The sequence below is a fragment of the Acinetobacter sp. CAU_H_S170_2 genome, assembly GCF_058890445.1.
In genome coordinates, this window is the sequence record NZ_JBZYAE010000001.1 from 1,506,520 (window position 1) to 1,528,580 (window position 22,061).

The following is a 22,061-nucleotide window of genomic DNA, read 5'->3' on the forward strand; positions in this document are numbered from 1 at the left end:
CCAGCAGAATTATTCTGTGGTTTTATGCTGACATAGCGGCATACGAATAACTATGTCATGACTGACATGATGTATTGTCAAAGATAAACGGTATGTGGTGTATTTTAAATTATTCTAATATTTTGTTTTTTAAATTTTTTATTGAATCGTTTGGAATTGAAGTGATTGATCAATTGACCAAAATGACATCGCGTCATTTTGGTCAATGTACTTTTAGATAAATTTTTTCACCATTGCACGAACATTGGTTTTCGCTTCAATCACAGTCATAAAGGTATAAGCACCGATGAATTTACGGCTGATAAACATAAACTCTTTGGGTGGAACACTGAAATAACGAGATGCCATCGACTTTGAAGCTTGCTGCATTACACGGCTATGAAGCTGGCTTGCTTTCCAGTCATAAGCAAAGTTTTCACCCATAACACCAGCAGGTAAGTCTGGGTTGTTGCTTGGGCTGCTGAATGCTTCAGTTGCAAGTAAGAAGACTTTAGCCATATCGGGTTTAATGCTTTGAGGGATAGAGTCGAAAAACTCATAGCCTGTCATTGCTTGAACCATTTCTTCACTACTATGATTAAACCCAGCATGAATGAGCTTGCGAGCAACACTAAGTAAGTGTTCATCAAACTGTCGGATTGCACCAAAATCAAGCAGAACGATTTTATCCAAGATGTCATTGCCATTGCCTAAGCGAACGAGGTAATTACCAAAGTTCGGGTCGGTCTGCATTTCACCCCATTCAAAAATCTCGCGTACCGCAATTTCAAGTGATGCTTCACCAAGTTTGTTGCGACGTTCTTGCGGCAGAGACAGCATGACAGGGCTGTTAATCGGCACGCCACGTTCAAATGTCATACACAATACTTGGTCTGTGCAGTAGCCATCTATAATTTGTGGCACGATGTAGCGAGGGTCTTCTTTTAAGCGAGCAGCAAAGCGGCGTGTGGTTGCAGCCTCAATTTTATAATTCACTTCACGGTGCATCATCTCACGAACTTCATCGAACCATTGGTCGAACTCGCGTGTTTGCGGCACCATTCGTGTCAGTTTAAGCATGTTTTTAAACAGGCTCATGTCTGAGTCAATAGCTTCAGCAACGCCTGGATATTGAATTTTCAATACCATCTCTAAACCATCAGACTTGCGCGTTGCACGGTGGACTTGTGCCAGTGATGCAGTGCCCAGTGGCTCATGATCGATGGTCAAATCATCTAGTTTAGAACCCAACTGGCTGTGCAGTTGCTGTTTAATCGCAGGCCACGCTAAAGCGACTGTTTGATTATTTAAAGTATTTAAGGCTTGTGTGATTTCTTCAGGTAGAAAGTGTTCACCATAAAGTGCCATCATTTGGCCAATTTTGACGATAGAACCTTTAAGTTTGCCTATTTCAGAAACAAGATAATCGGCCTGTTCTTTCATTGCTTTTTTGCGTTTCTTTTCTTTTTCTTCTTCGCTAGAAAACATAGTTGTCGCATTAGAAGCAGCCCAACGTGTTCCAGCAAGCAACGAAGCTTTGGCAATCGATAAACGACGATCCATAGAGGAGGTTTTCAGTTGTTTAAGCTTATCGTTGTGATCTGACATAATTCAGTAAAATCCTTTCATCAGCAAGGGCAGCATTTTAGATTGTAACGGATAATATCGTGTATTCACGTATTAAAAAAGTTCAACTTGCTGAATCTAGAGTTAAAAAAGGCCATAAGTGTTAAGCAACCATCTAAATAAAGCCTAATCGGGATTGTTACATGCGAAATTTTACTTTAAGCGTATTTTTCTGAATCAATTCATCTTTATGCATTTGTATGTGTTGGAGGATCATTTCTTGTACCGGTTGGTGCATAAATCCATGTGCATAACCTTTAACAATGATGATGCTCGGTAGGCTAAAAAAGAAGTATCGAGCATCTTCAATGGTTGCACATTCATAGATCCCTTGCTGCTGTAACAGCTGCTGAAAAAAAGCTTTTTCAGTGTCGACATGATTGTTTTCGGTGTCATTCCAATAGCGTTCACGCATCGCCATTAAGTTGTTGTGTTTATAACTCATAAGTTTGGAGAATATTGGCAGAAGAACTCACTTTATAATAAGGCTGTTTGATCAGGTTTCAATGCAAAGCCTGTGAGTTCATGTAAAAAGCTGTGTGGTGGAAATTTTATAGAGGGCTAGTATGTTCATACAAAATAGGATGTTATATTAAAGCGCTGCAGCACGTAGATGTTGTGAATGACTAGATTAAAAAATGAATGAAGAAAATTTGCTTTGGGGAAAGGAATTGAAACAAATATTTAGTGCATTGCTTGTTGTGGGATTGTTCAGTGGTTCAGCCTATGCAATGGGCCCAACTAAAAAATATGAAGCATGCATGAAGCAAACTGGCAATGTGTTGAGTGAAATTGATGCATGTATGAGTAAAGAATATAAAGCACAAAAGAAACGCTTAAAGAAAGTATTTAAGCCGTATTTGGCGCAGGCTCCTGTAGATGAGCAAGGATTGGTTAAACAGTCTCATCAGCAATGGCTGGCGCAGCGTGATCAGATTTGTAATAACAAACCTATCGTGAAAAATGAAAAGACTGAATTACAGCGTATTTCGTGTCTGATGCAAATGACGCAAACCCGTGCAGATATGTACGAAGCACGTACAGGCCGTATAAACAAATAAGTGCAAAGCGTATGAAAATGTGTTTGCTGTGCATCAAAACATTATAAATCATAGAAAAACAGGGTATCATAAGGCGTTTTTATTATGACCTTGGAGACGCCTTTAGTGGATCGCCCGACTATTAGCCCTGAACATATACAGGAAGCCGCTGAAAACTTAAGCACAATTCGTGATTTTATCCGTTTTGGAGTGACAGCATTACGTCAATACGATGCACATTTAGGTCAAGGTACAGAAGACTATTTTGCTGAAAGCTCAGCTCTGGTTTTACAAACTTTATCTTTAGATTGGAATGCGGATGCTGAAATCTTAGAGTCGAAGCTACTACCAAGCGAAAAGACAGAAGTTTTAAGCTTATTAGAACGTCGTATTAATGAAAAAGTACCGACTTCATATTTGCTTAATTTGGCATATTTTGATGGCAAACCATATTATGTCGACGAACGCGTACTGATTCCACGTTCACCGATTGCAGAATTGATTCAAAACCGTTTTGCACCTTATTGCTTAGGTGAAAATGGCCAAATGGGTGAAGCAGTCAATAACTTGCCAGAAAACCCGAATCCAAAAACGCCACAACGTATTTTAGATATGTGTACGGGCTCAGGTTGTATCGCGATTGCTCTGGCTTATGCGTACCCAGATGCCGAAGTAGATGCAACAGATATTTCTAAAGAAGCTTTAGAAGTGGCTCAAATTAACTCGGAACACCACGACAAACAGTATCAAGTGGCTTTACTTGAGTCTGACCTGTTCTCCAAAATTCCTGCTGAAAATCAATATGATCTCATCGTGTCGAATCCACCTTATGTGGATGCTGAAGACATGGCAGATTTACCTGAAGAATTCCACCATGAGCCAGAATTGGCATTGGCGGCAGGTCAAGATGGCTTAGATTTGGTTCGTAAAATGTTAGCTCAAGCGCCAGATTACTTAACTGAAGATGGTCTCATCGTGATTGAAGTGGGTAATTCTGAATGGGCAATGCGCCAAAACTTTAATACTGTTGATTTTTACTGGTTACAGTTCCAAAAAGGCGGTACAGGAATCTTTGCATTGACTGCAGCTCAATGTCGTCAATTCCGTGATTTATTCATTCAATCTGTTCAAGCATAAAAGGAGTCGTTGGACATGGCAGGTAATAGTATAGGGCAACTCTTCCGTGTAACGACTTGTGGTGAATCTCATGGTGTAGGCTTAATGGCGATTGTGGATGGTGTTCCACCGGGCCTTGAGCTTACAGCAGACGATTTACAAAAAGATTTAGACCGTCGTAAGCCGGGCACCTCTAAATTTGCGACGCAGCGCAAAGAACCTGATGAAGTTGAAATCATTTCTGGTGTGTTTGAAGGTAAAACAACAGGCACACCAATTGGTTTATTGATCCGTAACACCGATCAAAAATCCAAAGATTACGGCAATATTGCACAAAGCTTCCGTCCGGGACATGCAGATTATACTTATACACAAAAGTACGGTTTTCGTGATTACCGTGGCGGTGGTCGTTCAAGTGCGCGTGAAACGGCGATGCGTGTGGCTGCGGGTGCAATTGCGAAAAAATACTTGGCTGAAAAGTTTGGTATTTTAATTCGTGGTCATGTGACCCAAATTGGGACTGAAATTGCGGAAAAATTGGATTGGAATGAAGTACCTAATAATCCATTTTTCTGTGGCGATGTCGATGCCGTACCGCGTTTTGAAGCACTGGTAACTTCATTGCGTGAGCAAGGTACCAGTTGCGGTGCAAAGCTTGAGATTTTGGCTGAAAAAGTGCCTGTAGGTTGGGGTGAGCCTGTTTTTGACCGTCTAGATGCTGACATTGCCCATGCCATGATGTCTATTAACGCGGTTAAAGGGGTTGAGATTGGTGATGGTTTTGCCGTTGCTGGTCAGTTTGGACATGAGAGCCGTGATGAGTTAACGACTGATGGCTTCCTTGCGAACCATGCAGGGGGTATCTTGGGCGGTATTTCAAGTGGTCAAACCATTCGTGTGGCCATTGCTTTAAAACCAACAGCGTCTATTACCACACAGGGTAAAACGATCAATATTAATCGTGAAGATACTGATGTATTAACCAAAGGTCGTCATGACCCTTGTGTGGGTGTGCGTGCGGCTCCGATTGCAGAAGCAATGCTTGCGATTGTTTTAATGGATCACTTTATGCGCCATCGTGCTCAAAATGCAGACGTCGTTGCACCATTTGCACCGATTGAATACTAGAAAATTCTCTTTATATTTAAGAGAGTACGCATTAAAGTCAGACTTCGGTCTGACTTTTTTTTATTTGCGTATGAAAGCTAATCTTAAATATAAGAAAAGAGCTGTTGGCATATTATGCACGTTATGGTTATCACGATACTCAGAAAACGGCATCTTACCTATTAAGTGCCAAAGTAGGCCAAACGTTGATGAATCTTCATTCGGTCTTACTGAGTAAGAAAATTTAGAGAGTTCATTTTTAAAAGAAAAAAGGAAGGGGGATATGAATAAAAAAATAAGCACAGTCAGACGAGGCACCATTATATTTTTATCACTACTCACAGTTTTGGTTATTTCATTGTTGATATATGGCTATGACAGTATGCATGACCCTGAAAAAGTTAAAGCGCGCTTATATGCTTGTGGAAAATTTGGTGATCGGCACATGCTCATTGATAAGCAGTATTTACTTTTTGGCAGAGTGACTTATCAAGGTGTGAATTATTGGGGGAAAAATATCGAAGAAGAACACGAGGCCAAAGGTTGTGATGATCAAATTCAAAGTATTGATTTGAAAGTAAAATGGCCTGAAATGACAGCATCTAGAGAAGGCTTTAGACTAGGTTCTGAGTTTAAAAATGATATCACAATCGCATTAAACCAACGTTCCGTTTGGAAAGAGGAGTGGGGAAGTAAAGACTTCTTTAATTATTTGGGTCATTTAAAAAGAAAATTAAGAAAAGGAATGTTTTCATCTAGTGGAGAAGAGGTGAGTGAAATATGGGTAGATGAAACAAAAAAATTTAACTCAGATTTAGGACTCTATGAAATAGAGGTAAAAAGTGATGACGGTGTTGGAAAAAAGGTGTATTGGCAGGAGCGTAAAGGTAAAGGGGTAAGTCTCACTATTAAGTGTCTTTATTTTAAGAGTGGTGCAACAAGTTGTGAATTTAATACACATCAGCCCAATTATGGGTTTAATACGAGTTATATCACTATAAAATTTCATAGTGAGTTACTGCCGCATTGGCAAGAAATTTATCAAAATGTAGAACAACTCATTCATTCTTTTAAGGTTGAGAAAAAATAAAATGAAACATCCGAAGAGTATAGACCGTACTCATGCTCAAAGATGTTTAGATGACCTCAGGATAGCGCTAATGTCCGACAGCATGCGTCCTCTTTTGAAGCAAAAGATAGTCATGTTAGCCAGTATAGTGCAACGCTTGTCCTAAGCTGAGGTTGTGCTCTATAAAAATAAACGAAAGATAATACTTTAAGAGCAGTTTCCAATAGGGTGATTACATGGTATATAAATTGCTCATAGAATAATAAGCATTATTGCAGGAGAGAAATGTTCTGCATTCGCCGAAGGAGCAACGACCCCGGAAACTCTCAGGCAAAAGGACTGTAATAATGAAAAAACTCTGGAGAGAAGTGTTCAATCACTCACCGAAGGGGATGGTTTAAAACATCATGGGATGTTTTAGGTCGAAGCTCTCAGGTACACATGACAGATGGGGTTGACATCAAACAATAAAAAGGAGGTGTCTATGTGTCATGTCGTTGTCATTGGTGCTGGAATTACAGGCGTCACAACTGCATATGAATTAAGTCAACTGGGTTATCAAGTGACAGTTGTGGATCGGCATTTATTTCCAGCCATGGAAACTTCTTTTGCAAATGGTGGACAACTGTCTGCATGCAATGCGGAAGTTTGGAACCAAAAATCGACAGTGCTGAAAGGCATGAAATGGATGTCTCAAAAATCTGCCCCTTTATTGCTCAATCCTGCGTTTAGTGTGCATAAATATGCATGGCTGATGGAATTTCTGGGCAATATTAAACATTATGAGGCCAATACCCACGAAACAGTACGTTTGGCTTTATTGGCTCGTCAACGCTTGTTCGAAATTGCGGATAAAGAATCAATCGACTTCAATTTAGAAAAACGTGGTATTTTGCATTTTTATCATAATAAACAAGATTATGACGTCGCCATTCGAGTCAATGATTTACTCAATAAAGGTGGACTTGAACGTTGCGGCGTAAGCAATGAAGAAATTAAGCAAATTGAGCCGACATTGACCGGCGACTATTATGCTGGATTTTATTGTGAAGGCGATGCGACGGGTGATATTCATAAGTACACGACAGGTTTGGCTGAAGTTACCAAAAAGTTAGGTGTGAAGTATCGTTTTGGTATGGATGTGACAGATATCGAACATTTAACTTCAGGTGTTGAAGTGAAGTTACAGCCAAGTTCTGAGAATGTAGAGCTTGCACCAGCGGAAGTTGAAATGCTCGCTGCCGATGCTGTTGTGGTTTGTGCTGGGGTGGGTAGCTATCAATTGGCTGAATTGGTCCAAGAGCGGGTCAATGTTTATCCTGTAAAGGGATATTCGATTACGGTTATGTTAAATGACGAAGAAAGCCAGCAAAATGCGCCGTGGGTGAGTTTGCTGGACGAAAGCGCGAAAATTGTAACTTCACGTTTAGGTAAAGATCGTTTCCGTGTCGCGGGCACTGCTGAGTTTAATGGCTATAACCGTGATATCCGGGCAGATCGGATTCAACCTCTTGTTGACTGGACCAATCGTAACTTTAAAGTTTCGACAGAGCATGCGGTCCCTTGGGCAGGTCTTCGCCCCATGATGCCGAATATGATGCCTGTAGTTCGCCGTGGAAAGCTAGAACGTGTGTTCTTTAATACAGGACATGGGCACTTAGGTTGGACGCTATCTGCGGCAACTGCGGCAATGATTAGTCAGGAAGTCGCGACAGCGTATCCTGTTTAATTCGAGTGCATTCTTGGATAGATAAAAACAAGTTTGCTTCGAGCTTGTTTTTATTATTTCTGTTTAATGATGTTATAATTCTGCCTTAATTTCAAAAGATTGCTCACAAATGAATACTTTAAACTTGAGCAAAAATAAGTAGTATTGTTTCAAGCAATTGATGACTAATGTGAAGGTGCATAATGATTAACATGAAAATGGCTTTGGTGGTTCTAGCTTCTGCAACAATGCTGTCGCTTGCTGCGTGTAGTGACAAAAAACAAGAGACTGAACAAACGTCAGTGGAAAGCTCAGCAACTGAAACACCAGTGACCAATATAGAAGTTAGTCCAGAGATGATTGATGCTGCACCTTTAGAGTCTGAAGAAGCAGGTGCATCAGCACCAGTGGCAGCGTCTGAAGCAAAATAAGTCCAAAGATCAAAAAGCCTCCCGATGTGGAGGCTTTTTTTATGGGTGAGAGTGATATCAGCGTTTAATCGTAAATATTTAGATTCAGGATATAAATCAAAAAATCATATTGAAACCATAACGAACAATCGATAGAGTTTATTTAGTAAATATTGTCAATTTGTGATGGTTTTCATCAATGCATCCTTTGCAAGCAAATGGACAGTAGAAAACATGATGTTTAATCATAACTCATGTAAAAATGAGGGAATATTTTGTACGCAGTTAAGCTCACAGAAGTATCGTTGAATTTTAAACAGCATGGCCGAGCATGTTTGATTGTTGCTGCGGTGATTTTTGTCTGCTGTTTGCTTGGGATATTCACTCGGCCGATTGCATATTTCGCTTATTTTTGGCCAGCTAATGCAGTATTGATCGGCTTATTTTTACGGTTAAGCCACTTAGAAATGTTGGTGGCTGGTTGGGCGCATTTATTGGTTATATGTCGGCTGACTTAGTCACAGGGAATCATCTTGAGCTGACGTTGGCTTTAACAATTGCCAATTTTATGACAGTAGGCGTGTCTTTATTCTTTATCCATTATTTACAAATTGACTATCGTGCATATAACAAAGACTTAAATTTTCTTTATCTTTTCTTGGTTTGTGTTTTTCTTGGGTGTTTTTCTAGCGCGATATTTGCCGTTGCGGTCGTTCCGTATATGCCACATACTTTTATGAGTACGCAAGACCTGTGGGCTGAGTTTTATATTTGGTGGACAGGGGAAGTGCTAAATTGTATTTCACTTTTACCCCTCATGTTGACCTTTCCTGCAGCGAAGAAATTAAAGTATCTTTGGAATAACCGTAGACAGTGCGAAACCCAGTTTGTCGATGTTTTACCCTTACTCTCAGTTTTAATTTCTGTGGCATGTACACATCTGTTCTTTGGTCCTGGTGCCTTACTTTTCCCTCTAGCAGGGCTCATTTGGGCGGCTTTAAGTTACAACTTATTTTATGTGAGTATCATTAACAGTTTGGTTTGTTTTGTGACTTACCATAGTTTAACGACCTATTATATTTCACGTACAGCAGATAACTTCTTGGCCACTTCTATTTCGGTGCGTATAGGGCTGTGCATGTTGATGATTGCACCTTTGCTTTTATGTATTGTGAGTCGTAATCGTCATGATCTGTATAAAGAAGTACTTTATCTGGCCAACCACGCCCCCTTAACTCATGTGGGAAATCGCCGTTTTTTCTTCACTCAAACTGAAAACTTATTGAAGGAAAATCTGGTTAAATCGATGAGTATCATTGTGCTAGATATTGATCATTTTAAGAAAATGAACGATCAATATGGTCATTATATTGGTGATGTATTGCTACAAAGCTTTGCTACGACGGTGAAAAGTAATTTGCGTGAACAGGATTTATTTGCGCGTATGGGCGGTGAAGAATTTGTGGTGGTGTTAAATAATACCACTGAAATTGAATCACAAATCATTGCAGAACGTATCTGCCGTGCTGTCGCTACTTCAAAAACTCAAGTGGCACATGCTGTTTTGAGTATGACGGTGAGTCTTGGTGTGGTGCATCAAGTTTTACCAACGCAAAATAGCCTACAGAGCTTGTTAAATCGTGCTGATCGGGCGCTATATCAGGCCAAAACTTTAGGACGCAATCAAGTACAACTTGCCTCATAGGTTAAAATTTAGTAAAAGTATAAAACAATAAAAACTATAGATACTTGGATAAAAATGAATTTTTCTGAATACCTTCGTTATGATGGGCTGGGTTTAGCTGAGTTGGTTGCACAAAAACAAATCCATCCCGCTGAATTATTACAAATTGCAATTGAGCGTAGCCAACAAACCAATCCTGCTTTAAATGCGATTATTATTCCGATGCATGATTATGCCAAGAACAGAGCGCAAAATGCATTGTCTGGCCCATTTGCTGGGGTGCCATTTTTAGTAAAGGATTTATTTCAAGAATATGCAGGTTATCCAACATCTTATGGATGCCAAGCATTTAAACGTACGGGCCATATTGCAGAACATAATGCAGAAATTGTAAACCGTTGGGAAAACACAGGCATTTTAACTTTTGGGCGTACCAATACCCCTGAGTTTGGTATCAAAGGCATTACAGAATCAGATGCTTGGGGAGCCTGTCATAATCCTTGGAATTTAAAACATAACAGTGGTGGTTCATCGGGTGGTTCCGCTTCTGCGGTGGCCGCAGGAATTGTTCCCATTGCGGGTGCGGGAGATGGCGGTGGATCGATTCGAATTCCTGCATCGTATTGTGGTTTATTTGGTTTAAAACCAAGTCGTGGACGTACGCCGTGGGGCCCAGATATGAGTGAAGCAATGCATGGGGCTGCGATACAGCATGTATTGAGTAAAAGTGTAAGAGACAGTGCAGCGATGTTAGATGCAACGCAGGGTGCAGAGCATAGCTCATTGTTTAAAATTGAACTACCCAGCCAAAGCTATTTGGCCTGTCTACAGCAGCCTGTAAAAAAACTTAAAATTGCATTTAGTACTCAGTCGCCTATCGGAACCACAGTGTCTAAAGATGCAATTGATGCTGTACACCATACCGCACGTTTGTTGGAGTCTTTAGGGCATACAGTGGTCGAAGCACAACCTGAGATAGATGGTATGTCTTTGGCCAGAGACTTTATCACGACGTGGTTTAGTCAATTTTCTTATATGTTAGAGCAGATCAAGCAACACGTTCCGACCACAGCAGGAGATTTTGAGCTGGATTCTTTAGCTTTGGCTGCCTTTGGTGCCAAAACGACTGCGTTAGAATATATTCATAATCTGAATAATTGGGGAGTATATGTCACCAAAATGAACCAATTCTTTGATCATTATGATCTTTATCTGACTCCTGCTACAGCCTCAGTCGCACCCAAAAATGGGCAAATTTCTACCCCATCATGGCAAAAACCAATTTTAAAAAGTTTATTAAAAGTCGGCAAAGCACATCTGTTGGCACAAGGAAAACTGGTCGATAAAATTGTGAAAGATAATTTGCGTTGGGTGCCTTTTACTCAGCTAGCCAACATCACAGGTTTACCTGCGATGTCTGTACCTTTGTATTGGAATGCTGACAATCTTCCGCTTGGTTCACAGTTCATTGCGCCTTTTGCCCGTGAAGATCGGCTCTTACAGTTGGCTAGTCAGCTTGAACAGGCCCAGCCATGGTTTCATAAATATAGTGAAATCAAAGTTTAGAAAGCTGAATAATGAAACTGCTGCAATTTATGTGTGCAGATCAGAAGAGAACTTTTTAAGCTTGAACTTCTTTGGGTAAGTAGCGAATAAAACCCAAACCCAGTAGAACCGCACAGCCTGCCAAAATAAAAATAAGTTCGCCTGACAGGCTGTGCCAATAATGTCCTGCAAGAATACTTCCAGACGCTACACCCAGTCCCCACATGGTGCTATACAGGGCTTGACCGCGTCCTTGTTGTCCTAAACTAAAGTTTTGGAAAATGATACGCATGGCGATGAGATGAAATAGGCCAAAGCTAAAAGCATGAATGGTTTGTGCGAAGAACTGGATCGCGAAGATTTGTGGAAAAGAACCAACCATAAACCAGCGTAGCGCCGTGAGGATAAGACAAATAGACACCATGAGTCGCCATGAAAAGCGTTTGAAAAAAATGTGAGCAATGGCAAACATAATAATTTCGGCCATGACACCGACAGTCCACAAAAAACCAATTTCTGTGGTTGAGTAACCAGCTTGTTTTAAGAAGTTGCTATAAAAACTATAAAAGGGCGCATGCGAAAAAAGCAGAATAAACTCGATACCGAAAAATGCCGCGACAACGGGTTTTTTTAAAATCGGTAACAATGGCTCGAGCTGCCCTTGTGAATGAGGTGCAGTGGTCGGTTCTTTGATGCTAAATGACCAAATAAAGGCCAAAAAAGAAATGCACAGCAATAAAACAGGAAGCATAGAGATGGGTAAAATTTCTAATAAGGCTCCGATACCAAAAACCCCGACAATAAAACCGACCGAGCCCCACTTTCGAACTTTTCCATACAAAGCACTGCGCTGTTCCGCGAGCCAAAATAGCGTAACGCCTTCAAATTGAGCCAGAATGGCGTTTTGGAAGAAGCTAAAGATCAGCATGAGTAGGGCGATCGCCTGAAAGGAGTTTGGAATGATAAAAATCATGAACCAAATACAGGCTTCCATCCACGTTGCAACTCTGACCAAGAGCATCCGTTTCCCTGATTTATCTGCAATCCAGCCCCAAATAAAAGGAGCAAAAAAACGGGTAATGATCGCAATTGAGGAAAGGATGCCGATTTCACTGTAGTTAAAGCCTTGATCTTCGAGATACAGGCTCCAAAACGGCATGAAGGTGCCTACAATGGAATAATAAAAAAAGTAAAAACCAGCCAGTCGGTGCCGAATGGGGAAAGAAAGCATCGTACTGTGTTCCTTGGTTGGGTGGGCAGATTATGAAGAAGACTTGAACCTAAAACAAAGCTTCAAGTCGATGAAGCTTCGAGAATTTTTAAAATGGATGGTTTAAATCATGCTTATTCAGAGTTCAGGGATTAAAGCTCATTATCCTTTGACTAAACCACCATCGACAATCAAGTTTTGACCTGTCACAGCACAAGAATAGGGCGATAAGAACATTAGAATGGCTGAGGCAAATTCCTCAGGTGTAACTACACGACGCAGTGGTGTTGCACTTGCGATGTAATCAAAAACTTCATTGGGCGTGCTTTTGCTAGCATCAGTGGTTTGCAGTAAACCGCCAGAAAGCATATTGATATTAATGCCATATTGGCCAAGTTCATGCGCTGAGGTACGCGTAAAAGCCAATAGTGCAGCCTTCGCTGTGGTGTAGTCATGATAAGGCACCACTGGGTTTTGCACCAGATTGGTTCCGATGTTTACAATGCACCCAAACTGGTTTTGTTTCATACCTTCAAGCGCTGCTTGGGTAGTATTCAAAGCGGCTTTAACTGCACCCTCAAATTGTTGTTGCATAGTTTCCCAGCGGAGCTCATGAACTTTTGGGCGGGCCTCACCATTAAACTCGAATTGAATCAGCGCATTATTAATCACGGCGTTGATATGCTGTCCAAAATGCTGAAAGCTTGCATCAAACATACTTTTGACTTGTGCACTGTCTGTAACATCAGCTTGGTAGATAAAAACCTGCTTTGGATACTGCTGGACTAAGGTTTGCGCTGCAACATGGCTGTTCAAATAGTTCACGACTACACGAGCACCTTCATTGATTAAGGCGTGTGTAATCGCAAGACCTAAACCGCGTGCGCCACCTGTGACCAGTACAACTTGATTTTTAATGTGCATAATGTTTCCGAGCAGATAAATGCATGTATTTTTTGGATAAAGCAAGTATATCAAAACCTTTTCCGTACCTGAGATTTTACAACCGCTGCTTTTCAAGTTTTCGATGCTCATTCAGCTGAGTTAGAGTATTCGGATAAAAATCGCCAAGTAGTAGAACATTTTTAGTACTGTTGATCATTGAGCCCGAGTTTGCTCAAGGTGTAACCTCAAAATACGCCGTAATTCTAATAATGTTTCTGCTTCCTCATGCACCGAATGGTTGCCTTTAATGATTCTTTCAGAGACAGCCTGTTCTAAATGTGAACTGGAATAAGGCACAATACCATCGCTCATGTCATGTATGTCATTGTTCTGACGGTGATTACCAATAATAGAATGATAAGGAACTCTAGATACAGGCATGATGTTACTGGTCAAAGCCATAAAGCGTGACTTTGGACTTAAGTCGTCTGGGCCAGATTGCACCATGCCTTTGGTGCTAGAGCTACCATTGAGTTGTATATCCACTTGGTTAAAGAAAGTGATCGGCAACTTGACCATTTTCTTCACCAATTCCATGTACCAGCGGTCAGACAGTTCACTACCACGGTGAGGCGCGGCAATAAAAATTGCACGTCCAATGGGTAAATCAGAATGAAATTGAAAACGTTCTTTGATTACGGGGTATTGTTGTAATCGGGTGTATTGCTCATAGTTTAATAGTGGAATCACTTGCTCAGAAATATCGTGCTCACTAATCAGTAAGCGACTAATGACGCCGCCCATACTATGTCCAATCAGCACGGCGTCACTTGCCGAGCGAGAGTTGGGTTGAACTTGTGCAAAGGCTTGTTTAAGTAGTGCATGAATTTGATAGCAGCTTTCAACAATCGGCATATTGGTTGAATAGAATACCTGCCATACCTGAAAGTTCTCCCGTAAAGCTTTATCCCGCAAAATGTTATTGGTCAGATTGACCCAAGTTTCAGGGCTGCTGGCGAGACCATGAATAAGTACAATCACTTTTTTATTCGGCTGGTAAGGTTCAAGCATATAGACATGTGGCATACGCAATCGCTCAGTCTTATCGAGCAAGGTCAAGTAGCCTGTTGAGCCCAGTTTATTTTCTGCCAGCCAGTAGGCAAAAGGCACAGAATAATTCGCCGTGAGAATGTATTTTTGTTGATGTATGTCTACATACTTTTGTGTATAAGGATTAAATAGCTCAATCTCAAAAATGGCTTTGCCATTAAGCACATCTTCAATGCTGCTTTCAGGGTTTAATGGCTGTGCCGCTGCGGTTACGGACAAATAGCGTGCAGGATGGATATTGGGATTGGTTTGATTTTGATAAAACGATATCGGGTCAAGGATAAAATCATTTTTATGAATAGGATCCGCTTTAGTCACAACCACGAACTCTGCGCCCAGACCATCTTGACGGTTGACTTGATAAAAACCCGAGAAGTTTAAATTATAACTGGATTGAACTCGGTCAATGGTTTTACTTTTCAGTTCAGGATAGTGTTCTAAATTTACAATATATTGACGTTGTTGGACGTTGAGTTGCGCGGGAACTTGTTGAAAAGGTTGCGTACGGTACGCCGTGGTAATTAAACGCGACAAAGCGACATTGTAAAAAGTGCGGACATGCATTTGTCTTTGATCAAAAACCCGGGTACTTGGGCTTTCTTGCATTTTAAATAAATACACATAGCTATAACGTAAACTCTGGTCGAAGGCCTCAAGGCTCTGTTCTAAGCAGTGATTATTTTCACTATGTGGCTGTGCTTGGGTACAGTTGCGTTGTTTTGAAATATCTAAAGCTTGGGCCAAATACAGTTCACTTAAAGCGGCATAGCGTTCATCTGCAGCAATATCTGTTTGTGTGTTTAAGCGCTTCAAACATGTTTCAAATTCAGCGCTGCATTGCTGTGGCGTCACGCTGAGTAATTTGAGTAAGCTGGTGGTTTCCGCACTCAATTGTTCGTGGCTTAAGATATTTTCGGACTTGCTACGAATAGCCTGATGGATATTATTTTCTTTAACTTTGACCAACTGGCAGGCCGGCAGTAAAACAATCGTTAGCCCTAAAATGATTGGTCGCGTGAAAGTATGATGTCTCGTTAAAAGCATAGTTTTTAGCACGGACGTTATCTATATAGGCTAAAGATGTCTTTCATTTTAAGATAATTTCTAACGAGTTACATCCAAATTCAGTCCAATCTTTTGTGTCCCTAGACATAACTTAAGAACGCTTATATTCAGCTCAAGCAATTTAGCGAGCAAAGGCTTTGCCCAAAACATGTTTATGTATAAATCGTAATTTATCGAGGACTGGCGCTGATAGCGTAAATGGATAAGCATCTTCTAAACCCATACTGCGATTTAACGCATTTAAGTTAAAAGTCAGTGTCATCCATTGTTTGAGGAGTAAATCAAAATTTTGAGCGCCGATTGGATTTTCATAAAAGCTTAAGTCATGCGTATCTTTTCGATTATTGCGCACGATTAAACCTGCATAGTAAGCGGTTTCCAATGTGTCCATCATGTGTAAATAGTGTGCCCACGTTTCTGCCCAGTCTTCCCAAGGGTGTGTGCTGGCATAAGAGCTGACATAAAACTTGTCCCAGTTTTGCGGTGCGCCATCTTCATAGTGGCGTTGTAGTGCTGCGTTATAATCTTGACGCTCATCTCCAAAATACTGACGGAACTCGTCGACCAGCTCAGGATGTAGCGATTTAATGAGGTCAAAATAATAATGACCACTTTCATGACGGAAATGCCCCAAAAGCGTACGGTAGTTTTCACCCATTTTAATACGGGTCGTTTCTCTATAGATGACATCTGCTTCACTAGCATTGAGTGTAATGACACCATTAGCATGTCCTGTCAGCACAGGGTGCTCTGGTTCAGGCATGAGAAAATTAAAACGGAGTCCGTAGCGATCATCATCGTTATATTTGGGCCTTGGCATAATATTCAGGCGTTGCATTAAATACAGAAAACGCCGTTTAGCATGTTCGAGCCGTGACCAATAGACGATATGATCAGGGTTGTCGAGAGTAGGAATGGTATATGTGAGTACACAAGACTCACAGTAGATGTCGTTGCTCTCTGCGGGAATAACCCAATTACAGACTTGATGATGCTGATAGTTATAACAAGGCTTATAGCGCTTCGTCTGGTATTTTTCATTTAGCGCTAACCAAAGAACAGGGCTATGCTGTTCAAAGCTCCCCATATCTTTTTCCGATGCAATATAACCGAGTGTAGTTTGGCAGCTCACACATTGTGAGTTGGCAAAAAAGACTTGGTTTTGACAGGATGCGCAACTAAAGAATTTCATCGGCGGCTGTGTCTTTGGTGAGCTTTTAGAACCAGTATAAAGGATGTCGGTTCCCTTCGTCATGTTCTGTCATCTGTTTTGATAGGCTTGCAAAGTTGAGTATTCATTTGCATATAATTTGAAAAGTTTTTAGTCGTTCGTTTGATATACAGGTATAAGCGCGGTAGTGCTTGCCTAGAGTGCATATTAGAAAGAATACATGTGCTTGGTTAGTAGCGAGCTTTTCAGTGGGGTTCTTTTCTTTCATATTTGTATAAAGAGATATAAATTTTAAAATTTATAAACTGAATGAACGAAAAAGCTTGATTTAGGTGCAGATTCGTCAAAAATAGGGACTGGGAAAAATCAAAGCTTCATTTTAGAATTTCAAAGCCTTTTAAGTTTCTGGGAGTAAATATAATGATAACGAACGTATCGCCAAAAAAATGGCTACTCATGAGTTTGGGGGCGATGTTGCTTTCAGGTTGTGCGACAACCTCTACAGACCCAAGTCGTCAAAATGTGGGTACCACAGGTTTACTCATTTGTGCGCAGAATGAGCTTTGTCCAGTGGTCACTGTGAGCTGGAATGAATCGAACAAAGAGCTGCTTAAGTTAAAAATTCATTTGAGCAGTACTTACAATAAATATGAGATTCATAAAGTTGAGTTTACAAATGAGAAAGACTTTCAAACTTTTGCTGTCACAGGGCCAACTGAGCATGATCATGTGTTAGGTGCCAACCGTTCGACCAATTATATTTTAGCGCCTGTAAATTTGATGAGTAAGTTAAAGGGAACGGATTCGATCAAGATGGATATTTATACGGATAGAGGTATTATCTCTCGATATGTGTATAAAGATGGCGTCTCAGCTCCAATTTTGGGTGAGTTCCAAAAAGTTTATCAATAAAAGAAAAAATCGCCATCTGGCGATTTTTTTTGCTTATAAGTGAGAGAAAACTAAAACTTGCGAGGACATAAGATCTCATTTTCAGAAGGTATTCTGTCTATAGGGACGTAAACATTGGGCCTTTGACGGATGAAAAGTCAAGCTGAATAGCCCGAAATGCACTTTGATGTATCAATCTTAAAAATAGAAATATATTTTGCACAAAAAATAAACTTTCTCATACGCTGTTGCTGTCAATCTAATCAAAAAAATTGGCATGTATTCTGCTTAGTTCTAGGTATTACAAAAACCTTTTTTGGTAATACCGAAAGGAGCAACAAATGTCTAAACAATTCAAAGGTGACTTAAATGCATTCTTCACTGTATTTAAACAGCTCGTGGTTGCCATCTTAAGTGCTAGAGCGGGCATTTATATCAAGCAAGACCCACCAAAAAAAGGATAAGCACGTGCCGAAACATAAATTGGCACGGATCAGCATCACTGTGCCTGAATTAACTGTCGATGCATTGGATCAGAAAATTGTTGATCAGCACTATGAAAGCCGTTCTCAAGCCATTGTCGACATGATCAATAAACATTTGATTGCGGATCAGGAGCAACGTAACGCCGTGATGGTGGGGACGTTTACCTTGCTCTATGACGCCAGTGTTACGCCACTTAGAGTCCAATTGCTGGACTTACAGCAGCAGTTTTTAGAACAAGTGGTCAGCTCACTACATATTCAGTTAGATGAGCAAAAAATTCTAGAAGTGATGATTTTGCAGGGCTTAACTACAGAGTTAAAAGCATTAAGCCAGCAATTCATTGCTTTGAAAGGTGTGATCAAAGGGCATTTGGAGTTGATGGATGCAGTGATGCCGCCGATTCCACAAAATGAAAAACAGAGCGCGTTGAAATCGTGACCATGTTCACCGCCCTCAATGACTCACTCTATACATAGCAAGTTTAAACATTTACAGCATCGGGAAAATTGCATCATGATTAAAAAAGCGTTCTTATCAGTCTCTATTGTTTCGACTATTTTATTGGCAGGTTGTGATAACACCGCCAAAATTCCTGAAACAAAAAACAGTGCATCTGAGAGCACAGCCACCAAAAACATCACGATTGGCTACAGTGATTGGCCGGGTTTTGTTGCATGGCAAGTGGCAATTGAAAAAGGTTGGCTCAAAGAAGCAGGGTTGAATGTTGAGTTTAAATGGTTTGATTATTCATCATCGCTTTCTGCTTTTGCAGCCAATCAGCTAGATGCAGTACTGGTGACCAATGGAGATAATCTAGTCACAGCCTCTGGGGGCACTCAAGGTGTCATGATTATGGCGACAGACTATTCCGCAGGTAATGACGTGATTATCGCAAAAGATGGAATTAACAGCATTGCCGATTTAAAAGGCAAAAGTATTGCCACTGAAAAAGGCTTAGTTGACCATTTATTGCTAAGTACAGCACTAACAGATGCAAAAATTAAGACCAGTGACATTAAATTGGTCAATTCTATGACCAATGAACTTCCACAAGTTTTTGCAAGTCCAGACATTGCTGCAATTGCGGTCTGGCAACCTGTAGCCAATCAAGCGTTGAAGTCTGTTGCAGGGTCTAAAATTATTTATAGTTCTAAAGATAAGCCAGGTTTAATTTATGACACGCTGACTGTAAATATGAGCCATCTTTCTGCCAATAAAGAAGATTGGAAAAAGATGATCCAAGTGTGGGATAAAACAGTCAAATATATTAATGACCCTGCAACACATGAAGACGCCGTGAAAATTATGTCTAACCGTGTTGGCGTCGATCCGAAACAATATGAACAATTTATTGGCGGGACGCATTTACTCGATTTGACAGCCAATAAAACCGTCTTTAAAAAAGGTTCAGGTTTTGACTCGATTTATGGCTCAAGCTACCATGTAAACAAATTCAACGTTGAAAATGGTATTTATAAAACAGAAATGGATGTTGATGGTGCAATTTATCCAGCTTTGGTTGAAGAGTTAAAGTAAGATTTCGTAGAAACTAAAAGCCCAAGTTAACTTGGGCTTTTTTTGTATGAGTGTGTTTAAAAAGCAAAGAAAGATCTAATTTTAAATAAAGAGTAGATTTTAAGGCATGTATTTATAAATGCGTACTTTTAGAAAACACATGAATAATCACGATGCCGATAATCATAAAACTTAAACCAACAACCGCCGCAAAGTCGAGCTGCTGTTTAAAGTAAATCCAACCGACTGTAGAAATAAGAATAATGCCCGCACCTGACCACAGTGCGTAAGCTAGCCCCATAGGGATCGATTTAAACGTTAGACCTAAGAAAAACAGTGCAATTGCATAACCGATAATGGTTAAAACGACAGGTAAAGGTGCAGTGAAACCATTGGTTGCTTTTAATGCAGAAGTCGCGAGGACTTCTGCAATCACGGCGATCAATAAATAGAGAAAAGCCATAACTTATTAAAGCTCCCTTACGCAACCACAGTTGCATGATGCATGAGGTGATGTTGTTCTTGTTTCAGCCAATCCTGACTGTCCGCCGTGGTAGATGTTACATTTTGAAAAGCGTATTCAGGTTCATACACATCCACGACAAACACCAACTGATATGCTTCGCCATCGATCAATTTACGCTGTATGAGGGTTTTAGTATCAAAGACTTCAAAACCGTCTAGAATGAGTTGCTGTTGAGTCATTTGGGTGCAGCTTGAATATTGAATGAGTTGATCCTGAGTTGAAACTGATACTTCATAGCTTTCAATTTGATTTAAGTCAGAAGGACTTTGCTCCACATAAGAAAGAACCCCTAACGCGTCTATATTCTGTTGAATATGGGGTAAACGTGACTGTGCATATGCCATATGCTCACCGCAGATGATGAGACCGCCATCGAGTGAAATTTCTTGCTGCGTGGCAACATGTACGGCTTTGACTAAGCGTAGTCCTAAAAATAAACCTATACTGGCTTGTTGACGCCAGTCTTCAACATAGGCATTACTTGGTGAAAACTCCAAAATACAATTGCCAATGCTATGTAGGGTTGCAGGCTCAGGCCACTGGGTATGGTTCTGATAATTGCTACTTAGCACCCATGACAATGATGCAGTTTGTGCATCCCAATGCGTATAACCGACCCATGCTTGACGCTCTACGATAGGTGTATCTGTTACTGATTTGAGACGTAGGTCAATGGTGAAGCTCTTGGACTGAAACCAATACACAATCGTATTTTCATCAGTCAAACCATTGTAAAAGCTAATACTCTTACGCCGAAATGCGCCCATTAAATAGGTTGGTACATTGCCTGAAGCAGCTGTGATAGGTTTTAGTTGACTTAGAGTTTCGAATAAATTCATGGGGTGTACTCCATGTTTGACTCAGTCAGACCAAAAGAATAAAGCGGAACGGCATTCTTTAAGACCAACTCACCACTGGCTACACGTTGTTTTAAATAATGAAAGGTTTGAGCCGTTTGATTAAACAAATGTTCTCCACCTGCCAGTGGCGCATATTTAGGTGGCTCATTTGTATTAATCGGTTGGATGACATAGTCATAGTCACAAGAAAAAAATAAAGGGAAGGAGTAGCGTTCTTGTTGGACTTTTTTGACCCGATGTTTGGTGGCTAAATATTTGCCATTGGACAAGATTTCCATCATGTCACCAATGTTCATCACCAACGTATTTTCAAGCAGAGGAATATCAATCCATTCGCCTTGCTTAGTAAGGACTTGTAAACCGGGGGCTGTGGGGAGTAATAAAGTAAAGCACTCATAGTCGGTATGCGCTCCGATGCCTTCTGCATCTGTCGCTTGAGGGTTATATGGATAGTGAATGAGGCGTAACTGGCTGGGTGCATGTTGAATATGTGCATCAAAAAAGTCTTCTTTTTGCTCTAAAGCCAGCGCAAAACAGCGAAACAGCTGATGACCAATTGCTTTTAAGTGCTGATAGTACTGCGAGACATGACGTTTAAATGCGGGATCATCTGGCCATTGTGTTGGGCCAAGTAAGGGATAATTTAATGCAGACCCTTGATAGTCATAATTCACATCATAAGATTCTTTTAAATCGTAGCTGTTACTCGAAAACTGTTCTTCACCTATAGGCACATAGCCACTATGATTCAGCGATTTGCCAATATAATTTTGCATTTTGAGTGCGTCATCTTGGGCAAAATAGCGCTTCGCGATGTCACATAACTGTGCAAATAATGCAGGTTTAAATTGATCACCTTTGAGGTAGAGAAAACCAACTTCTTTGCAGGCCTGATCAAGCGCTTGAGCAACTTGCATATGGTCATCTAGATTTGGGCTATTTAAAAGGCTGATATCCACCAGTGGAAGGACATATTTATCTTGCATAGTAAAATCCTCGTGTTGGCCGTCCAACAGTGCATAAAACCTAAGGGTCGTCCCTCAGGCTAGATCAATGAA

Annotated in this window: 20 protein-coding genes, 1 pseudogene and 1 riboswitch; of the genes and pseudogenes, 12 read left to right on the forward strand and 9 right to left on the reverse strand. The window is 40.6% G+C overall.

The annotated features are described in order from the left end of the window. Positions 1–213: 213 nt before the first annotated feature. Together AC5EUN_RS07370 and AC5EUN_RS07375 are read right to left on the reverse strand one after the other, a co-directional pair. Positions 214–1,587, reverse strand: coding sequence for an ABC1 kinase family protein (locus AC5EUN_RS07370; RefSeq protein ID WP_010326762.1), 1,374 nt, complete (start codon positions 1,585–1,587; stop codon positions 214–216). Between the two features lie 157 nt (positions 1,588–1,744). Next, positions 1,745–2,050 carry a hypothetical protein gene (locus tag AC5EUN_RS07375; RefSeq protein ID WP_029575032.1) on the reverse strand — a complete coding sequence of 102 codons (306 nt, stop codon included), beginning with the start codon at positions 2,048–2,050 and terminating at the stop codon, positions 1,745–1,747. A 226-nt stretch (positions 2,051–2,276) separates the two neighbouring features. Between AC5EUN_RS07375 and AC5EUN_RS07380 the strand changes: the two genes are divergently transcribed. From AC5EUN_RS07380 to AC5EUN_RS07415, 8 genes and pseudogenes are all read left to right on the forward strand, one after another. Further along, positions 2,277–2,666 carry a lysozyme inhibitor LprI family protein gene (locus tag AC5EUN_RS07380; protein ID WP_227557022.1) on the forward strand — a complete coding sequence of 130 codons (390 nt, stop codon included), beginning with the start codon at positions 2,277–2,279 and terminating at the stop codon, positions 2,664–2,666. 105 nt (positions 2,667–2,771) lie between these two features. After that, on the forward strand, positions 2,772–3,782 hold the full coding sequence (gene prmB / locus AC5EUN_RS07385; protein WP_010326759.1) for a 50S ribosomal protein L3 N(5)-glutamine methyltransferase: 1,011 nt from the start codon (positions 2,772–2,774) through the stop codon (positions 3,780–3,782). Positions 3,783–3,797: 15 nt separating this feature from the next. Continuing rightward, entirely contained in the window at positions 3,798–4,889 is a 1,092-nt protein-coding gene (gene aroC / locus AC5EUN_RS07390; protein ID WP_010326758.1) for a chorismate synthase, read from the forward strand. Positions 4,890–5,151: 262 nt separating this feature from the next. After that, positions 5,152–5,958 (forward strand): hypothetical protein, encoded by an 807-nt coding sequence (locus AC5EUN_RS07395; protein WP_228259162.1) that lies wholly within the window; start codon positions 5,152–5,154, stop codon positions 5,956–5,958. Between the two features lie 244 nt (positions 5,959–6,202). Continuing rightward, a riboswitch (glycine riboswitch) is annotated at positions 6,203–6,289 on the forward strand. 132 nt (positions 6,290–6,421) lie between these two features. Further along, positions 6,422–7,666, forward strand: coding sequence for a D-amino acid dehydrogenase (locus AC5EUN_RS07400; RefSeq protein ID WP_010326755.1), 1,245 nt, complete (start codon positions 6,422–6,424; stop codon positions 7,664–7,666). Positions 7,667–7,848: 182 nt separating this feature from the next. After that, positions 7,849–8,076: a hypothetical protein gene (locus AC5EUN_RS07405; RefSeq protein ID WP_010326754.1), complete on the forward strand. Its 228-nt coding sequence runs from the start codon at positions 7,849–7,851 to the stop codon at positions 8,074–8,076. A gap of 254 nt (positions 8,077–8,330) precedes the next feature. Then, positions 8,331–9,760 (forward strand): annotated as a pseudogene (locus AC5EUN_RS07410) (GGDEF domain-containing protein). 54 nt (positions 9,761–9,814) lie between these two features. Further along, entirely contained in the window at positions 9,815–11,305 is a 1,491-nt protein-coding gene (locus AC5EUN_RS07415) for an amidase (RefSeq protein WP_010326752.1), read from the forward strand. A 55-nt stretch (positions 11,306–11,360) separates the two neighbouring features. On the opposite strand, the gene AC5EUN_RS07420 is transcribed toward AC5EUN_RS07415, so the two are convergent. The 4 genes from AC5EUN_RS07420 to AC5EUN_RS07435 form a co-directional block, all read right to left on the reverse strand. Next, on the reverse strand, positions 11,361–12,515 hold the full coding sequence (locus tag AC5EUN_RS07420; protein ID WP_029575031.1) for an MFS transporter: 1,155 nt from the start codon (positions 12,513–12,515) through the stop codon (positions 11,361–11,363). 141 nt (positions 12,516–12,656) lie between these two features. Beyond that, positions 12,657–13,418 carry a 3-oxoacyl-ACP reductase gene (locus tag AC5EUN_RS07425; RefSeq protein WP_029575030.1) on the reverse strand — a complete coding sequence of 254 codons (762 nt, stop codon included), beginning with the start codon at positions 13,416–13,418 and terminating at the stop codon, positions 12,657–12,659. Positions 13,419–13,592: 174 nt separating this feature from the next. Further along, the gene (locus AC5EUN_RS07430) at positions 13,593–15,533 is read right to left on the reverse strand and encodes an esterase/lipase family protein (RefSeq protein ID WP_010326749.1); all 1,941 of its coding nucleotides are present in this window, start codon (positions 15,531–15,533) and stop codon (positions 13,593–13,595) included. 142 nt (positions 15,534–15,675) lie between these two features. After that, complete coding sequence (locus tag AC5EUN_RS07435; protein WP_029575029.1) at positions 15,676–16,746, reverse strand: zinc-binding metallopeptidase family protein; 1,071 nt, start codon at positions 16,744–16,746, stop codon at positions 15,676–15,678. A 399-nt stretch (positions 16,747–17,145) separates the two neighbouring features. On the opposite strand from AC5EUN_RS07435, the gene AC5EUN_RS07440 reads away from it, so the two are divergent. From AC5EUN_RS07440 to AC5EUN_RS07455, 4 genes are all read left to right on the forward strand, one after another. Then, positions 17,146–17,637 (forward strand): hypothetical protein, encoded by a 492-nt coding sequence (locus AC5EUN_RS07440; RefSeq protein ID WP_029575028.1) that lies wholly within the window; start codon positions 17,146–17,148, stop codon positions 17,635–17,637. Between the two features lie 320 nt (positions 17,638–17,957). After that, complete coding sequence (locus tag AC5EUN_RS07445) at positions 17,958–18,080, forward strand: hypothetical protein (RefSeq protein WP_256732956.1); 123 nt, start codon at positions 17,958–17,960, stop codon at positions 18,078–18,080. 4 nt (positions 18,081–18,084) lie between these two features. Then, positions 18,085–18,540, forward strand: a complete 456-nt coding sequence (locus tag AC5EUN_RS07450) for a CopG family ribbon-helix-helix protein (protein ID WP_010326746.1) — start codon at positions 18,085–18,087, stop codon at positions 18,538–18,540. Between the two features lie 75 nt (positions 18,541–18,615). Beyond that, positions 18,616–19,638, forward strand: a complete 1,023-nt coding sequence (locus tag AC5EUN_RS07455) for an ABC transporter substrate-binding protein (RefSeq protein ID WP_010326745.1) — start codon at positions 18,616–18,618, stop codon at positions 19,636–19,638. 112 nt (positions 19,639–19,750) lie between these two features. Here the strand turns inward: AC5EUN_RS07455 and AC5EUN_RS07460 are convergent, their stop codons facing one another. The 3 genes from AC5EUN_RS07460 to AC5EUN_RS07470 are packed head-to-tail and all read right to left on the reverse strand — an operon-like array spanning position 19,751 to position 21,989. Next, positions 19,751–20,080 carry a DMT family transporter gene (locus tag AC5EUN_RS07460; protein ID WP_010326744.1) on the reverse strand — a complete coding sequence of 110 codons (330 nt, stop codon included), beginning with the start codon at positions 20,078–20,080 and terminating at the stop codon, positions 19,751–19,753. Between the two features lie 17 nt (positions 20,081–20,097). Further along, positions 20,098–20,982 (reverse strand): hypothetical protein, encoded by an 885-nt coding sequence (locus tag AC5EUN_RS07465; protein ID WP_010326743.1) that lies wholly within the window; start codon positions 20,980–20,982, stop codon positions 20,098–20,100. Then, positions 20,979–21,989 carry an isopenicillin N synthase family dioxygenase gene (locus AC5EUN_RS07470; RefSeq protein ID WP_010326742.1) on the reverse strand — a complete coding sequence of 337 codons (1,011 nt, stop codon included), beginning with the start codon at positions 21,987–21,989 and terminating at the stop codon, positions 20,979–20,981. The genes AC5EUN_RS07465 and AC5EUN_RS07470 overlap by 4 nt, the downstream gene beginning before the upstream one ends. Positions 21,990–22,061: the final 72 nt, after the last annotated feature.

Bases quoted from the DNA above. Each gene is read 5' to 3' on its own strand.
- AC5EUN_RS07370 (WP_010326762.1), bottom strand. From the start codon at position 1,587: ATGTCAGATCACAACGATAAGCTTAAACAACTGAAAACCTCCTCTATG.
- AC5EUN_RS07375 (WP_029575032.1), bottom strand. From the start codon at position 2,050: ATGAGTTATAAACACAACAACTTAATGGCGATGCGTGAACGCTATTGG.
- aroC (WP_010326758.1), top strand. From the start codon at position 3,798: ATGGCAGGTAATAGTATAGGGCAACTCTTCCGTGTAACGACTTGTGGT.
- AC5EUN_RS07395 (WP_228259162.1), top strand. From the start codon at position 5,152: ATGAATAAAAAAATAAGCACAGTCAGACGAGGCACCATTATATTTTTA.
- AC5EUN_RS07400 (WP_010326755.1), top strand. From the start codon at position 6,422: ATGTGTCATGTCGTTGTCATTGGTGCTGGAATTACAGGCGTCACAACT.
- AC5EUN_RS07405 (WP_010326754.1), top strand. From the start codon at position 7,849: ATGATTAACATGAAAATGGCTTTGGTGGTTCTAGCTTCTGCAACAATG.
- AC5EUN_RS07415 (WP_010326752.1), top strand. From the start codon at position 9,815: ATGAATTTTTCTGAATACCTTCGTTATGATGGGCTGGGTTTAGCTGAG.
- AC5EUN_RS07420 (WP_029575031.1), bottom strand. From the start codon at position 12,515: ATGCTTTCTTTCCCCATTCGGCACCGACTGGCTGGTTTTTACTTTTTT.
- AC5EUN_RS07425 (WP_029575030.1), bottom strand. From the start codon at position 13,418: ATGCACATTAAAAATCAAGTTGTACTGGTCACAGGTGGCGCACGCGGT.
- AC5EUN_RS07430 (WP_010326749.1), bottom strand. From the start codon at position 15,533: ATGCTTTTAACGAGACATCATACTTTCACGCGACCAATCATTTTAGGG.
- AC5EUN_RS07435 (WP_029575029.1), bottom strand. From the start codon at position 16,746: ATGAAATTCTTTAGTTGCGCATCCTGTCAAAACCAAGTCTTTTTTGCC.
- AC5EUN_RS07440 (WP_029575028.1), top strand. From the start codon at position 17,146: ATGATAACGAACGTATCGCCAAAAAAATGGCTACTCATGAGTTTGGGG.
- AC5EUN_RS07445 (WP_256732956.1), top strand. From the start codon at position 17,958: ATGTCTAAACAATTCAAAGGTGACTTAAATGCATTCTTCACTGTATTT.
- AC5EUN_RS07455 (WP_010326745.1), top strand. From the start codon at position 18,616: ATGATTAAAAAAGCGTTCTTATCAGTCTCTATTGTTTCGACTATTTTA.
- AC5EUN_RS07460 (WP_010326744.1), bottom strand. From the start codon at position 20,080: ATGGCTTTTCTCTATTTATTGATCGCCGTGATTGCAGAAGTCCTCGCG.
- AC5EUN_RS07465 (WP_010326743.1), bottom strand. From the start codon at position 20,982: ATGAATTTATTCGAAACTCTAAGTCAACTAAAACCTATCACAGCTGCT.
- AC5EUN_RS07470 (WP_010326742.1), bottom strand. From the start codon at position 21,989: ATGCAAGATAAATATGTCCTTCCACTGGTGGATATCAGCCTTTTAAAT.